Below are 13,925 nucleotides of genomic sequence, written 5' to 3' on the forward strand. Positions count from 1 at the left end.
GGAGCAGACGACGAATGGCATTGACGCTTGAGGCACTCGTAAAGCGGTTCGGCGGCGAGATCGCCGGCGACGCCCAGTGCACGGTCAGCGGCCTCGCGCCGCTCGACCAGGCCGGCCCTCAGCAGCTCGCGTTCCTCGCGAACCCGAAGTACCTGTCGCAGGTCGAGACGACCCGCGCCGGCGCGGTGCTGATCGCGCCGAAGGATCTGGAAAAGCTGGGCGCGGCCGCCGGTGGTCGCAACTTCATCGTGACGCCGAATCCGTACGCGTACTTCGCGCGCGTTGCGCAGATGTTCATCGATCTCGCCACGCCGCCGCGCGCGGCCGGCGTGCATCCGAGCGCGACGATCGATCCGGCCGCGCAGGTCGCCGCGACCGCGGTGATCGGCCCGCACGTGACGGTCGAGGCCGGCGCGGTGATCGAGGACGGCGTGCAGCTCGACGCGAACGTCTTCGTCGGCCGCGGCACGACGATCGGCGCCGGCTCGCATTTCTATCCGAACGCATCGGTGTACCACGGCTGCAAGATCGGCCCGCGCGCGATCGTCCATGCGGGCGCCGTGATCGGCTCCGACGGCTTCGGCTTCGCACCGGATTTCGTCGGCGACGGCGACGCACGCACCGGCAGCTGGGTCAAGATCCCGCAGGTCGGCGGCGTGACGATCGGCCCGGACGTCGAAATCGGCGCGAACACGACGATCGATCGCGGCGCGATGGCGGATACCGTCATCGAGGAATGCGTGAAGATCGACAACCAGGTGCAGATCGGCCACAACTGCCGGATCGGCGCGTACACGGTGATCGCCGGCAGCGCCGGCATCGCCGGCAGCACGACGATCGGCCGCCACTGCATGATCGGCGGCGCGGCCGGGATCGCCGGCCACGTGACGCTCGGCGACTATGTGATCATCACCGCGAAGTCGGGCGTATCGAAGTCGCTGCCGAAGGCCGGCATCTATACCAGCGCGTTCCCGGCCGTCGACCACGGCGAATGGAACAAGAGCGCCGCGCTCGTGCGCAACCTCGACAAGCTGCGCGAGCGCATCAAGGCGCTCGAAGCCGCGCTCGCCGCCCAGGGCGGCGCGGGCGCCTGAGCGCGTCATGCGAGACCACGAACCGGGCACGGCCAGCGCAACCGGCCCGGTTTGCCAGACTGGGCCGCGCGGCGGCCCGCTTCAGCCTTTGCATCACCACCGCGCAGCCTCTGCGTGAGACGAACCATCATGAGCACTGAAAAAATCAATCTCGACATCCACAAGATCCTCACGCTGCTGCCGCATCGCTACCCGATTCTGCTCGTCGACCGCGTGCTCGAACTCGAGCCGCACAAAGGGATCAAAGCGCTGAAGAACGTGTCGATCAACGAGCCGTTCTTCCAGGGGCATTTCCCGAAGCGGCCGGTGATGCCGGGCGTGCTGATTCTCGAGGCGCTCGCCCAGGCCGCGGCGCTGCTGACGTTCGCGGAAGAGCAGCCGAAGGATCCGGAGAACACGCTGTATTACTTCGTCGGGATCGACGGCGCGCGCTTCAAGCGGGTGGTCGAGCCGGGCGACCAGCTGATCCTGAACGTGACGTTCGAGCGCTACATCCGCGGCATCTGGAAGTTCAAGGCGGTGGCGGAAGTGGACGGCAAGGTGGCGGCGGAAGCCGAACTGATGTGCACGGTCAAGACGGCCGACGCGGCGCCCTGAGCGACGCGGCACGCATGGATAACATAACGCGAGCAACGCGACACATCATATCGAGAGGCAACGGCGCATGACCAGGATTCATCCTACCGCGATCGTCGAGCCGGGCGCGCAGATCGACGAATCGGTCGAGATCGGCCCGTACGCGATCGTCGGCCCGCACGTCACGATTGGCGCGCGCACGACGATCGGCTCGCACAGCGTGATCGAGGGCCATACGACGCTCGGCGAGGACAACCGCATCGGCCATTACGCGTCGGTCGGCGGCCGTCCGCAGGACATGAAGTACAAGGACGAGCCGACGAAGCTCGTGATCGGTAACCGCAACACGATCCGCGAATTCACGACGATCCACACGGGCACCGTGCAGGACGTCGGCGTGACGACGCTCGGCGACGACAACTGGATCATGGCCTACGTGCACATCGGTCATGACTGCCGCGTCGGCAACAACGTGATCCTGTCGAGCAACGCGCAGATGGCCGGCCACGTCGAGATCGGCGATTTCGCGATCGTCGGCGGCATGTCGGGCGTGCACCAGTTCGTGCGCATCGGCGCGCATTCGATGCTGGGCGGCGCGTCGGCGCTCGTGCAGGACATCCCGCCGTTCGTGATCGCGGCGGGCAACAAGGCCGAGCCGCACGGGATCAACGTCGAAGGGCTGCGCCGGCGCGGCTTCTCGGCCGACGCGATCTCGGCGCTGCGCAGCGCGTACCGCTTGCTGTACAAGAACGGCCTGTCGCTCGAGGAAGCGAAGGTGCAACTGCGCGAGCTCGCGGAAGCGGGCGGTGACGGCGATGCACCGGTGAAGGCGCTCGTCGAGTTCATCGACGCGTCGCAACGCGGCATCATCCGCTAAGCGATGCCGCTCACCACCCATCAGCTCCGGCTCGCGATGGTGGCCGGCGAGCCGTCGGGCGACCTGCTCGCGGCGTCGCTGCTCGGCGGGCTGCGCGAGCGGCTGCCCGACGCGGCCCAGTATTACGGGATCGGCGGCCCGCGCATGATCGCGCAGGGCTTCGACTCGCACTGGCAGATGGACAAGCTGACCGTGCGCGGCTATGTCGAGGCGCTGGGCCAGATTCCCGAGATCCTGCGGATTCGCGGCGAACTGAAGCGCCAGCTGCTCGTCGAGCGGCCGGACGCGTTCATCGGCGTCGATGCACCCGATTTCAACTTCAGCGTCGAACAGGCGGCGCGCGACGCGGGCATTCCGTCGATCCACTTCGTATGCCCGTCGATCTGGGCGTGGCGCGGCGGCCGGATCAAGAAGATCGCGAAGTCCGTCGATCACATGCTGTGCCTGTTCCCGTTCGAACCGGCGATCCTCGACAAGGCCGGCGTCGCATCGACCTACGTCGGTCATCCGCTGGCCGACGACATTCCGCTCGAACCCGACACGCACGGCGCGCGCATCGCGCTGGGTCTGCCGGCCGACGGCCCCGTGATCGCGGTGCTGCCGGGCAGCCGGCGCTCGGAGATCGCGCTGATCGGCCCGACGTTCTTCGCGGCGATGGCGCTGATGCAGCAGCGCGAGCCCGGCGTGCGATTCGTGATGCCGGCCGCGACGCCCGCGCTGCGCGAACTGCTGCAGCCGCTCGTCGACGCCCATCCGCAGCTCGCGCTGACGATCACCGACGGCCGTTCGCAGGTCGCGATGACGGCCGCCGACGCGATCCTCGTGAAGAGCGGCACCGTCACGCTGGAAGCCGCGCTGCTGAAGAAGCCGATGGTGATCTCGTACAAGGTGCCCTGGCTGACCGGGCAGATCATGCGCCGGCAGGGCTACCTCCCGTATGTCGGCCTGCCGAACATCCTGGCGGGGCGCTTCGTCGTGCCGGAGCTGCTGCAGCATTTCGCGACGCCCGAGGCGCTCGCCGATGCGACGCTCACGCAACTGCGCGACGACGCGAACCGCCGTACGCTGACCGAAGTGTTTACCGAAATGCATCTGTCGCTGCGGCAGAACACGGCCGCGAAGGCGGCCGAGGCCGTCGTGCGCGTGCTCGAACAACGCAAGGGGCGCGCATGACGGCAGTCCGTGCACCGCGCCGCCGCGCGACCAGCGACGTGCAGGGCGGTTTCGATTTCAGCCGCCCGGACGAGATCGTCTGCGGCGTCGACGAAGCCGGCCGCGGCCCGCTCGCGGGGCCGGTGGTGGCCGCCGCGGTGATTCTCGATCCGGCGCAGCCGATCGACGGGCTCGACGATTCGAAAGCGCTGTCCGCGAAAAAGCGCGACATGCTGTACGACCTGATCGTCGCGCGTTCGCGCGCGTACTGCGTCGCGTCGGCGAGCGTCGACGAGATCGATACGCTGAACATCCTGCATGCGACGATGCTCGCGATGAAGCGGGCGGTCGAAGGGCTGTCGGTGCTGCCGACGCTCGCGCAGATCGACGGCAACCGTTGCCCGACGTTGATGGTGCGTGCCGAGGCGATCGTCAGCGGCGACGCGCTCGTGCCGAGCATCTCGGCCGCGTCGATCCTCGCGAAGGTCACGCGCGACCGGATGCTGGTCGACCTGCATGAGCGCTTTCCCGTGTATGGCTTCAACGTGCATGCCGGGTACGGCACGCCGAAACATCTTGCCGCGCTGCGCGAGCACGGCCCGTGCGAAGTGCATCGGCGTTCGTTTGCCCCCGTGCGCGAGGCGCTCGACCTGAGGGCCTGTTCCCGCTAATAACGGGCCCTTCTGGCGACCAGCCCCTGGAAAGGGATTTTTTAGTTTCGGGAACGTGTCTTGCCGGCCGCATTGCGGCGTCGCGCGTCACTTGTTTGGCTCGGGCAAACGGCGCTCCTTGCTTCTTGCACTGCGACCGGCAAGGCACGTTCGCAAGCCCGTTATTAGCGGGAACAGGCCCTTTGATGAAAAGCATTACTTCCCGCGACAACCCGCTGTACAAGCGCCTGAAGGCGCTCGCGGGTTCGACGCCCCAGCAGCGCCGCAGCGGCCAGGCGCTGCTCGAAGGTTTCCACCTCGCGAGCGCGTACCTCGATACGGGCGCGACGCCCGAACTGTGCGTGACGACCGAAGGCGCGCTCGGCCATGCCGAGGCGCAGGCGATCGTCGCGCGCATCGACGCGCAGCGGATCGTCACGCTGCCGGACGCGTTGTTCGGGCAGTTGTCGAATGTCGTCAACGGCGTCGGCTTCCTGCTGCTGGTCGATCGGCCGGCGCAACCGCTGCCCGAACGCGTGACGCACACGTCGGTCGTGCTCGACGGCGTGCAGGATGCCGGCAACGTCGGCTCGATCCTGCGCAGCGCGGCGGCGGCCGGCGTGCGTCACGTGTTCTGCGCGCCGGGGACGGCCTACGCGTGGTCGTCGAAGGTGCTGCGCTCGGGCATGGGCGCGCATTTCTTGTTGTCGATCCATGAGGACGTCGAAGCGGCGGCGCTGGCCGACCGCCTCGGCGTACCGGTCGCGCTGACCGACTCGCACGGCGCGCAGGCGGTCTACGACTGCGACCTGTCGGGGCCCGTCGCCTGGGTGTTCGGTAACGAAGGCGCCGGCGTGTCGGCGTTCTGGCGCGACGCGGCCACGCATCGGGTGACGATTCCGCAGCCGGGCGGGATGGAGTCGCTGAACGTTGCTGCTGCGACAGCGGTGTGCCTGTTCGAGCAGGTACGGCAGCAGCGGCGGCCTGCGTGACGCCGCACGCGTTGCATGTGCGGTAAAACGAAACAAGGCCGCGTTCGACGCGGCCTTGTTGTTTTCGGCGACGGCCCGACGGCGGCCTGCGCTCTCGCGCTCAGTACGATTGCCGGTCGAGGCGGATTTCCTGCAGGATCGTCGTCGCGATTTCCTCGATCGACTTGTGCGTCGACGACAGCCACTTGATCCCTTCGCGGCGCATCATCGCCTCGGCCTCGTTGATCTCGTAGCGGCAGTTCTCGGGCGCCGCGTACTTGCTGCCCGGCCGGCGCTCGTTGCGGATCTCCGACAGGCGCTGCGGGTCGATCGACAGCCCGAACAGCTTCTCGCTGTACGGCGACAGCGCCGACGGCAGCTTGCCGCGTTCGAAATCCTCCGGAATCAGCGGATAGTTGGCCGCCTTCACGCCGTACTGCATCGCGAGGTACAGGCTCGTCGGCGTCTTGCCGCTGCGCGACACGCCGACGAGGATCACGTCGGCTTCCGACAGGTTGCGATTCGACTGGCCGTCGTCGTGCGCGAGCGAGAAGTTGATCGCCTCGATCCGCGTCTTGTATTCCTCGGTGTCAGCGTTCTGGTGGCCGCGGCCCATCGCGTGGCTCGACTTGAGCTCCAGTTCCTGCTCGAGCGGTTCGACGAAGCGCTGGAACATGTCGAGCACGAGCGCGTTCGAGCGCTTGACGATGTCGTTCGACTCGCTGTCGACGAGCGTCGTGAACACGATCGCGCGGCGGCCGTCGTGCACGGCGGCTTCGTTGATCTTCTCGACGGTCGCATAGGCCTTGTCGAGCGAGTCGACGAACGGCACGCGCACGAGGCGGAATTTCTGGTCGAACTGGGAGAGGATCGAGTGTGCGAAGGTTTCGGCAGTGATCCCGGTGCCGTCGGAGACGATGAATACGGTAGGCAGCATGAATCTGGACGTCGAGCGTGAAGGGCAGTTGCGCGGGCGGCTGGAGGCGTGCCTCCAGACCCAGTGACAAGGTCGCGCCACATCCGGCAGCCGGCACGGTAGAATAGCGGCAACCTGTTGGATAAGCAATTGCGGGGGCGGGGCGCGAACGGCGTCCGCGACTTGGCCGCGAGATTCAAGAATTCCCGGCAAGTCTGGCGATTTGTCTGCAAATATCGCCCTTCTGCCGGGATTTTTGCAAATCGGGTCGGAAGATTTTCGCCGCTGCGAGTGTTTATCTAACAGGTTGCGCAAGACGCGCCGCGCCTTTTTGCAAGCGCCCGCGTCCGAGCCCACTTGCGCGATCGAGCATTTTTTTCACACTTAGGGGCTTGTATGACTAACGCAGCAAACGTCGCAAAGGACCAGGCGTATGTAATTCCGTTCGAGCAGTTGCGGATGACCGATGTGGAGATCGTGGGCGGCAAGAATGCGTCGCTCGGCGAGATGATCAGCCAGCTTTCCGAAGCAGGCGTTCGCGTACCCACCGGTTTCGCCACGACCGCGCTCGCATTCCGCGATTTCCTCAAGCACAACGACCTCACCGATCGCATCGCCAAGCGTCTCGAGTCGCTCGACATCGACGACGTGAAGGCGCTCGCCGAAGCCGGTGCCGAAATCCGCAAGTGGATCGTCGACGCGCCGCTGCAGGAACGCCTCGAGCAGGAAATCCGCGCGCAGTTCGAAGTGCTGAAGAACGGCTCGCCGGCCGAACTGTCGTTCGCCGTGCGCTCGTCCGCGACCGCGGAAGACCTGCCCGACGCATCGTTCGCCGGCCAGCAGGAGTCGTATCTGAACGTCGTCGGCATCGACGACGTGCTCGACCGCATGAAGCACGTGTTCGCGTCGCTGTACAACGACCGCGCGATCTCGTACCGCGTGCACAAGGGCTTCACGCACGCCGAAGTCGCGCTGTCGGCCGGTGTGCAGCGCATGGTCCGCTCGGACGTCGGCGCGGCCGGCGTGATGTTCACGATCGATACCGAATCGGGCTTCAAGGACGCCGTGTTCATCACGTCGAGCTACGGCCTGGGCGAAACCGTCGTGCAGGGCGCGGTGAACCCGGACGAGTTCTACGTGTTCAAGACGACGCTCGCGCAGGACAAGTACCCGATCATCCGCCGCTCGATCGGCTCGAAGCTGATCAAGATGGAATTCACGCAGCCGGGCGAGCCGGGCCGCGTGAAGACGGTCGACGTGCCGCACGAGCAGCGCAACCGCTACTCGATCACCGATGAAGACGTGATCGAGCTGGCGAAGTACGCGGTCATCATCGAGAAGCACTACCAGCGTCCGATGGACATCGAGTGGGGCAAGGACGGCCGCGACGGCAAGATCTTCATCCTGCAGGCGCGTCCGGAAACGGTGAAGAGCCAGGCGAGCGGCAAGGCCGAGCAGCGCTTCAAGCTGAAGGGCCAGTCGCAGGTGCTCGCGACGGGTCGTGCGATCGGCCAGAAGATCGGCGCGGGCCCCGTGCGCGTGATCCAGGATCCGTCGGAAATGGAACGCGTGCAGCCGGGCGACGTGCTGGTGGCCGACATGACCGACCCGAACTGGGAGCCGGTGATGAAGCGGGCGGCGGCGATCGTCACGAACCGTGGCGGCCGTACCTGCCATGCGGCGATCATCGCGCGTGAGCTCGGCGTGCCGGCAGTCGTCGGCTGCGGCGATGCAACGGACGTGCTGAAGGACGGCGCGCTCGTCACCGTGTCGTGCGCGGAAGGCGACGAAGGCAAGATCTACGACGGGCTGCTCGAGACGGAAGTCACGGAAGTGCAGCGCGGCGAACTGCCGGAAATCCCGGTCAAGATCATGATGAACGTCGGCAACCCGCAGCTCGCGTTCGACTTCTCGCAACTGCCGAACGGCGGTGTGGGTCTCGCGCGTCTCGAGTTCATCATCAACAACAACATCGGCGTTCACCCGAAGGCGATTCTCGAGTACCCGAACATCGACCAGGACCTGAAGAAGGCGGTCGAGAGCGTCGCGCGCGGTCACGCGTCGCCGCGTCAGTTTTACGTCGACAAGCTGACGGAAGGCGTCGCGACGATCGCGGCGGCGTTCTATCCGAAGCCCGTGATCGTGCGTCTGTCCGACTTCAAGTCGAACGAGTACAAGAAGTTGATCGGCGGTTCGCGTTACGAGCCGGACGAGGAAAACCCGATGCTGGGCTTCCGCGGCGCATCGCGCTACATCGCCGAGGACTTCGCGCAGGCGTTCGAGATGGAATGCCGTGCACTGAAGCGCGTGCGTGACGAGATGGGCCTGACCAACGTCGAGATCATGGTGCCGTTCGTGCGGACCGTGAAGCAGGCGGAGCGCGTCGTCGGCCTGCTCGAGAAGTTCGGCCTGAAGCGCGGCGAAAACGGCCTGCGCCTCGTGATGATGTGCGAAGTCCCGACCAACGCGATCCTCGCCGAAGAGTTCCTGGAGCACTTCGACGGTTTCTCGATCGGCTCGAACGACCTCACGCAGCTCACGCTCGGCCTCGACCGCGATTCGGGCATGGAACTGCTGGCAGTCGACTTCGACGAACGCGACCCGGCCGTCAAGTTCCTGTTGAAGCGCGCGATCGATACCTGCCGCAAGATGGGCAAGTACGTCGGGATCTGCGGCCAGGGCCCGTCCGATCACCCGGACTTCGCGCAATGGCTGACCGACGAAGGCATCGTGTCGATCTCGCTGAACCCCGACACGATCATCGATACGTGGCAGGCGCTCGCCAACCGCAAGTAACGATCGGGCATGCAACTTCGGCGAAAGGGCGGTCCGCCGCGCTTTCGTTGAAGGCAAAATGCAAGGTTCGTGCTATAAACACCCCGGTAAGCACCGGGGTGTTTTTTTTCGTCGGTACGCGCGGCGATCTCGCGTGTGCCGAGCGCTGCGTGCAGTTGCGCACGCAGCGAATAGAGTGAGCATCGGGGCGTTTTTCTGGAGACCACAATGATGTCGGGGCATTTGTTCTGGTGGGTCGGGGTCGGCGTGCTGGTCGTCGCGGAGTTGCTGACGGGCACGTTCTATCTGCTGATGATCGCGCTCGGCTTTCTCGCGGGCGGTGTGTTGCAACTGGCCGGTTTCGCGCCGCACGTGCAGTTCGGCGCGGCGGCCGCGGTCGCGATCGTCGCGATGATCGCGCTGCGCCGCTCGGGGCTCGGCCGCAAGCAGAAGCGCGATACGTCGACGAATCCCGACGTCAATCTCGATATCGGCTCGACCGTCACGGTCGACGCGTGGCGTGACGGCCGCGCGCGCGTGCAGTATCGCGGCGCCGACTGGGACGTCGAGCTCGCGCACGGCGAGCGCGACGATGCGCACGTGTACCAGGTCAGCGCCGTGCGCGGCAATTGCCTCGTGGTCGTGGCGAAACCCGCGGGCTGATCGTCCGCTGATACAACAAGGAGAGAATATTTCATGGATTCGCTGATCATCTGGGTTGTCCTGCTCGTCATCGCGATCGTGATCGTGTCGAAGACGGTGAAGATCGTGCCGCAGCAGCATGCATGGGTGCTCGAGCGCTTCGGGCGCTACCACGCGACGCTGTCGCCCGGTCTCAATATCGTGCTGCCGTTCGTCGATCGCATCGCATACCGGCACGTGCTGAAGGAAATTCCGCTCGACGTGCCGAGCCAGGTCTGTATCACGCGCGACAACACGCAGTTGCAGGTCGACGGCGTGCTGTACTTCCAGGTAACCGATCCGATGAAGGCCTCCTACGGATCGAGCAACTTCGTGCTGGCGATCACGCAGCTCGCGCAAACGACGCTGCGCTCGGTGGTCGGCAAGCTCGAACTCGACAAGACGTTCGAGGAACGCGATTTCATCAACCACAACATCGTGTCGGCGCTCGATCAGGCAGCGGCGAACTGGGGCGTGAAAGTGCTGCGCTACGAGATCAAGGACCTGACGCCGCCGAAGGAAATCCTGCACGCGATGCAGGCGCAGATCACCGCGGAGCGTGAAAAACGCGCGCTGATCGCCGCATCCGAAGGCCGCAAGCAGGAGCAGATCAACCTCGCGTCCGGTGCGCGTGAAGCCGCGATCCAGAAGTCCGAAGGCGAACGGCAGGCCGCGATCAACCAGGCGCAGGGCGAAGCCGCCGCGATTCTGGCGGTGGCCGAGGCGAACGCGCAGGCGATCCAGAAGATCGCGAGCGCGATCCAGTCGCAAGGCGGGATGGACGCAGTTAACCTGAAGGTCGCCGAGCAGTATGTCGGCGCGTTCGCGAATCTCGCGAAGCAGGGCAACACGCTGATCGTGCCGTCGAACCTGTCGGATCTCGGCACCGCGATCTCGTCGGCGCTGACGATCGTCAAGAACGCGGGGGCGGCGTCCGGCGCGAAGGGCTGAGCCCGATGCGATGCGCGCGCGGCTGCCGCGTGCGCATCGTCGTGCGACGAATCGTCGCGCAGTCGGGCAAACCGGACGCGCGATTCAGGTAGTCAAAAGCGACACGGCCCGCTTCGAGCGGGCCGTGTCGTTTGCGTTGAATGCCGTGCGCGTCAGGTGCCGGCGCGCATGATGCGCGCCTTCTCGCGTTCCCAGTCGCGTTTCTTCTCGGTTTCGCGCTTGTCGTGCAGCTTCTTGCCCTTTGCGAGCGCGATGTCGCATTTCACGCGGCCGCCCTTGTAGTGGAAGTTCAGCGGCACGAGCGTATAGCCGCGCTGCTCGACCTTGCCGATCAGCTTCTTGATTTCGTCGCGGTGCAGCAGCAGCTTGCGCGTGCGGACCGGGTCGGGCTTGATGTGCGTCGAGGCCTCGGGCAGCGGGCTGATATGGGTCCCGATCAGGAAGATCTCGGCGTTCTTCACCACGACGTAGCCTTCCTTGATCTGGCCGCGTCCGGCGCGCAGCGCCTTGACTTCCCAGCCCTCCAGCACGAGCCCCGCCTCGTAGCGTTCCTCGATGTGATAATCGAAGTGCGCTTTCCTGTTGTCGATGATGCTCATGAAAGGATCGGGCCAACTCGTTTAAAATCACGATTTTAGCAAAGCGGGGCGGGAATCGCCCGGCTTGGCGTTCCCACTTTAAGCGATGCCGCGCGATTTATGGCAGATGTCCAGAAAACCGTATTGATCCGTCACTCGGCGGAACAGATGTTCGACCTCGTCACCGACGTGGCCGACTACCCCAATTTCCTGCCCTGGTGCGGCGGTGTCGAGGTTCGCCGTCAGGACGAGAGCGGAATGGAAGCGCGCATCGACATCAACTTCAAGGGTATCAAGCAGCATTTCGCGACGCGCAACACGCAGCAGCGTCCGACACGGATCGACATGGAGTTCGCGGACGGGCCGTTCAAGAAGTTCACGGGTTCGTGGCGCTTCATCCCGCTGCGCGCCGATGCGTGCAAGATCGAATTCGCGCTGCACTACGAGTTTTCGAGCATCCTGCTGGAGAAGATCATCGGGCCGGTGTTCAGCCACATCGCGAACACGTTCGTCGATTCGTTCGTGAAGCGCGCGGACCAGCGCTACGGAAAGGGGTGACGCGATGCTGTCGATCGAAGTCTGCTATGCACTGCCGGACCGCCAGACGCTGATTCCGCTGTCGCTGCCCGAAGGCGCGACCGTGCGCTCGGCGATCGACGCGAGCGGCGTGCTCGCGCTGCACCCGGAGATCGATCTCGCGCACGCGAAGACGGGCGTCTACGGCAAGCTCGCGCCGCTCGATGCGCCGCTCGTCGACCGCGATCGCGTCGAGATCTACCGTCCGCTGATCGTCGATCCGAAGCTCGCGCGCCAGCGGCGCGTCGACAAGTCCCGCCGCGACGGCTCGATCGAGGGCCGCAAGTGGATGCACAAGGACGCGCGCTGACGCGTCGTTCGCGCTGATGGGTCCGATCAAACGCCGCGGCGCTCAGTGGGCCGCGGCGTTTGCGTTTGTCGGCGCGCCGCCCGGCGTGTCGCCATGCTTTCGTACCGAGCCGTATACACCGGCGAGCAGCAGCACGAGCGCGGCGATCTCCAGCACATGCGGCATTCGCCGGTCGTACACGAACGCGTACAGCATCGCGAACACGGTTTCGAACACGATCAACTGACCCGACAGCGTCAGCGGCAGCCGCTTCGACGCGGCGTTCCACAGCCCGTTGCCGAGCCACGACGCGCCGATCGCGAGCACGAGGTTCAGCAGCCAGAACAACTGCCAGCGCGATGCGGGCACGGCCGTCTGCACGGCGCCGGCCGGCAGCGCGAGGATCGCCACCCAGCAGAGCGCGCCGATCAGACCCGTCACGACACCCCACAGCACCGACCATTCGTTGCCGCCGAAATGGTGATGGCGCTGCAGGTATCGCGTATTTGCCACCGCATACCAGGTCCAGCTCGCGAGCGCGCCCGCCGCGCAGGCGATGCCCGCGAGCTTCTGCGCGAGCGTCGTCGCGTGCGCGGCTTCGGACGTAAACAGATCGACGTTGATGCAGACGATGCCCGCGATCACCAGTGCGAGCGGGGCGGCAAGCCGCCGCAGCGGCATCGCGCCTTGGTCGCCGAGGCCCGCGAGCGTGACGGTCACGGGCAGCACGCCGACGATCAGCGAACTCGGCGCGATGCCGATCAGGTGCACGGCGCCGGACAGCAGCATGTAGTACGCGACGTTGCCGATGACGGCGAGCCTCACGAGGGCGACGAGATCCTCGCGGGTCAGCCGGGCCAGCAGCGAGCGCGCGGCCGGCAGCGCGGCCACGAGCGACACGAGGCCGTACATCGTGTAGCGGCCGGCGCTCAGCAGCAGCGGCGAGAAATCGGTCAGCAGCCGCGGAACCAGAAACACCATGCCCCACATGGCGCCCGCCAGGACACCGTACACCACGCCGCGCTGCATCGACCGCTCCGAACAAAATGACCGAGGTGCGCGCATCTTAGCGATGCCGTCGCGGCGGCGTCTTGTTCATTCCTGCACCCGGGGCATGGAGTGGTTTCGACAGGGCGGCGAATCAATCCTCTGTCGAATCGGGCGTCGCCGCCGCGCCGTCGCCGGCGACACGCGTGCGCGCCGGGCGCCGCACGGCACGCAGCTTGCCGCTGTTGCCGCCGCCGCAGTAGAAGCGGTCGTGACCGTCGGATTCGAGCCCCGACACGCCGACGCCGGTCGGCATGTCGATCTGCTCGAGCACTTCGCCCGTGCGCGGATCGATGCGCCGCAGGTCGCTCCGGTCGGCTTCCCACGTGCCGTGCCACAGCTCGCCGTCGACCCACGTCACGCCGGTGACGAAGCGGTTCGATTCGATCGTGCGCAGCACGGCGCCCGACTGCGGATCCACCTGATGAATCTTGCGTTCGCTGTACTGGCCGACCCACAGCGTGCCTTCCGCCCACGCGAGCCCCGAATCGGCGCCGCCGCCGGGCGCCGGGATCGTCGCGAGCACGCGGCCCGATTCGGGGTCGATCTTCTCGATGCGGTCCTCGACGATCTGGAACAGGTGGCGGCCGTCGAATGCGGTGCCCGCGTGCGCGGCGACGTCGAGCGAACGGACGATCGTGCCGCGCTCGGGGTCGAGCGCATTCAGCTTGTCGCCGGACGCGTACCACACGTGCTGCCCGTCGAACGTGACGCCGTGCACGCCGTCGACGCCCGGAAACGGGCCGTATTCGTGAAGGATGTCTGCAGTGGAGCGTTTCATGTTCGTCACCT

At 66.0% G+C, this 13,925-nt stretch carries 15 protein-coding genes; 11 read left to right on the top strand and 4 right to left on the bottom strand.

What is annotated here, in order from left to right; all coding sequences use genetic code 11:
• The first annotated feature begins 14 nt into the window (after positions 1-14).
• From lpxD to J8I35_RS26545, 6 genes are all read left to right on the top strand, one after another.
• Positions 15-1,094 (top strand): UDP-3-O-(3-hydroxymyristoyl)glucosamine N-acyltransferase, encoded by a 1,080-nt coding sequence (gene lpxD, locus J8I35_RS26520; RefSeq protein ID WP_124637760.1) that lies wholly within the window; start codon positions 15-17, stop codon positions 1,092-1,094.
• 129 nt (positions 1,095-1,223) lie between these two features.
• Positions 1,224-1,691 carry a 3-hydroxyacyl-ACP dehydratase FabZ gene (fabZ, locus tag J8I35_RS26525; RefSeq protein ID WP_006495559.1) on the top strand — a complete coding sequence of 156 codons (468 nt, stop codon included), beginning with the start codon at positions 1,224-1,226 and terminating at the stop codon, positions 1,689-1,691.
• 67 nt (positions 1,692-1,758) lie between these two features.
• Complete coding sequence (gene lpxA / locus J8I35_RS26530; protein ID WP_050012895.1) at positions 1,759-2,547, top strand: acyl-ACP--UDP-N-acetylglucosamine O-acyltransferase; 789 nt, start codon at positions 1,759-1,761, stop codon at positions 2,545-2,547.
• Positions 2,548-2,550: 3 nt separating this feature from the next.
• Positions 2,551-3,720, top strand: a complete 1,170-nt coding sequence (gene lpxB / locus J8I35_RS26535; RefSeq protein ID WP_050012894.1) for a lipid-A-disaccharide synthase — start codon at positions 2,551-2,553, stop codon at positions 3,718-3,720.
• Positions 3,717-4,370: a ribonuclease HII gene (gene rnhB, locus J8I35_RS26540; RefSeq protein WP_050012893.1), complete on the top strand. Its 654-nt coding sequence runs from the start codon at positions 3,717-3,719 to the stop codon at positions 4,368-4,370. Before lpxB ends, rnhB begins: the two co-directional genes overlap by 4 nt.
• Positions 4,371-4,555: 185 nt before the next feature.
• Entirely contained in the window at positions 4,556-5,341 is a 786-nt protein-coding gene (locus tag J8I35_RS26545) for an RNA methyltransferase (RefSeq protein ID WP_124554700.1), read from the top strand.
• A 100-nt stretch (positions 5,342-5,441) separates the two neighbouring features.
• Here J8I35_RS26545 and J8I35_RS26550 read toward each other — a convergent pair whose 3' ends face one another.
• Positions 5,442-6,257: a pyruvate, water dikinase regulatory protein gene (locus J8I35_RS26550; protein ID WP_006483812.1), complete on the bottom strand. Its 816-nt coding sequence runs from the start codon at positions 6,255-6,257 to the stop codon at positions 5,442-5,444.
• A 375-nt stretch (positions 6,258-6,632) separates the two neighbouring features.
• Here J8I35_RS26550 and ppsA point away from each other — a divergent pair, with 375 nt between their 5' ends.
• From ppsA to J8I35_RS26565, 3 genes are all read left to right on the top strand, one after another.
• Positions 6,633-9,032: a phosphoenolpyruvate synthase gene (gene ppsA / locus J8I35_RS26555; RefSeq protein ID WP_050012891.1), complete on the top strand. Its 2,400-nt coding sequence runs from the start codon at positions 6,633-6,635 to the stop codon at positions 9,030-9,032.
• A gap of 207 nt (positions 9,033-9,239) precedes the next feature.
• Positions 9,240-9,674, top strand: coding sequence for an NfeD family protein (locus J8I35_RS26560; RefSeq protein ID WP_089488565.1), 435 nt, complete (start codon positions 9,240-9,242; stop codon positions 9,672-9,674).
• A gap of 33 nt (positions 9,675-9,707) precedes the next feature.
• Complete coding sequence (locus J8I35_RS26565) at positions 9,708-10,643, top strand: SPFH domain-containing protein (protein WP_050012889.1); 936 nt, start codon at positions 9,708-9,710, stop codon at positions 10,641-10,643.
• A gap of 152 nt (positions 10,644-10,795) precedes the next feature.
• On the opposite strand, the gene smpB is transcribed toward J8I35_RS26565, so the two are convergent.
• The gene (gene smpB / locus J8I35_RS26570) at positions 10,796-11,242 is read right to left on the bottom strand and encodes an SsrA-binding protein SmpB (protein WP_050012888.1); all 447 of its coding nucleotides are present in this window, start codon (positions 11,240-11,242) and stop codon (positions 10,796-10,798) included.
• A 99-nt stretch (positions 11,243-11,341) separates the two neighbouring features.
• Here smpB and J8I35_RS26575 point away from each other — a divergent pair, with 99 nt between their 5' ends.
• Together J8I35_RS26575 and J8I35_RS26580 are read left to right on the top strand one after the other, a co-directional pair.
• On the top strand, positions 11,342-11,779 hold the full coding sequence (locus J8I35_RS26575; protein WP_006478512.1) for a type II toxin-antitoxin system RatA family toxin: 438 nt from the start codon (positions 11,342-11,344) through the stop codon (positions 11,777-11,779).
• 4 nt (positions 11,780-11,783) lie between these two features.
• Positions 11,784-12,107, top strand: coding sequence for an RnfH family protein (locus J8I35_RS26580; RefSeq protein WP_209927758.1), 324 nt, complete (start codon positions 11,784-11,786; stop codon positions 12,105-12,107).
• Positions 12,108-12,149: 42 nt separating this feature from the next.
• On the opposite strand, the gene J8I35_RS26585 is transcribed toward J8I35_RS26580, so the two are convergent.
• Together J8I35_RS26585 and J8I35_RS26590 are read right to left on the bottom strand one after the other, a co-directional pair.
• Positions 12,150-13,115 (bottom strand): DMT family transporter, encoded by a 966-nt coding sequence (locus J8I35_RS26585; protein WP_209927765.1) that lies wholly within the window; start codon positions 13,113-13,115, stop codon positions 12,150-12,152.
• Positions 13,116-13,227: 112 nt separating this feature from the next.
• Entirely contained in the window at positions 13,228-13,914 is a 687-nt protein-coding gene (locus J8I35_RS26590; RefSeq protein WP_124593990.1) for a glutamine cyclotransferase, read from the bottom strand.
• Positions 13,915-13,925 lie beyond the last annotated feature (11 nt).

This window comes from Burkholderia sp. CpTa8-5 (assembly GCF_017815045.1).
GTDB lineage: Bacteria > Pseudomonadota > Gammaproteobacteria > Burkholderiales > Burkholderiaceae > Burkholderia > Burkholderia sola.

Coding starts and splice junctions, on each gene's coding strand:
- smpB (WP_050012888.1), bottom strand. CDS start 11,242: ATGAGCATCATCGACAACAGGAAAGCGCACTTCGATTATCACATCGAG.
- J8I35_RS26590 (WP_124593990.1), bottom strand. CDS start 13,914: ATGAAACGCTCCACTGCAGACATCCTTCACGAATACGGCCCGTTTCCG.
- J8I35_RS26575 (WP_006478512.1), top strand. CDS start 11,342: ATGGCAGATGTCCAGAAAACCGTATTGATCCGTCACTCGGCGGAACAG.
- fabZ (WP_006495559.1), top strand. CDS start 1,224: ATGAGCACTGAAAAAATCAATCTCGACATCCACAAGATCCTCACGCTG.
- J8I35_RS26550 (WP_006483812.1), bottom strand. CDS start 6,257: ATGCTGCCTACCGTATTCATCGTCTCCGACGGCACCGGGATCACTGCC.
- J8I35_RS26565 (WP_050012889.1), top strand. CDS start 9,708: ATGGATTCGCTGATCATCTGGGTTGTCCTGCTCGTCATCGCGATCGTG.
- J8I35_RS26560 (WP_089488565.1), top strand. CDS start 9,240: ATGATGTCGGGGCATTTGTTCTGGTGGGTCGGGGTCGGCGTGCTGGTC.
- J8I35_RS26585 (WP_209927765.1), bottom strand. CDS start 13,115: ATGCAGCGCGGCGTGGTGTACGGTGTCCTGGCGGGCGCCATGTGGGGC.
- J8I35_RS26545 (WP_124554700.1), top strand. CDS start 4,556: ATGAAAAGCATTACTTCCCGCGACAACCCGCTGTACAAGCGCCTGAAG.
- ppsA (WP_050012891.1), top strand. CDS start 6,633: ATGACTAACGCAGCAAACGTCGCAAAGGACCAGGCGTATGTAATTCCG.
- lpxD (WP_124637760.1), top strand. CDS start 15: ATGGCATTGACGCTTGAGGCACTCGTAAAGCGGTTCGGCGGCGAGATC.
- lpxA (WP_050012895.1), top strand. CDS start 1,759: ATGACCAGGATTCATCCTACCGCGATCGTCGAGCCGGGCGCGCAGATC.
- lpxB (WP_050012894.1), top strand. CDS start 2,551: ATGCCGCTCACCACCCATCAGCTCCGGCTCGCGATGGTGGCCGGCGAG.
- J8I35_RS26580 (WP_209927758.1), top strand. CDS start 11,784: ATGCTGTCGATCGAAGTCTGCTATGCACTGCCGGACCGCCAGACGCTG.
- rnhB (WP_050012893.1), top strand. CDS start 3,717: ATGACGGCAGTCCGTGCACCGCGCCGCCGCGCGACCAGCGACGTGCAG.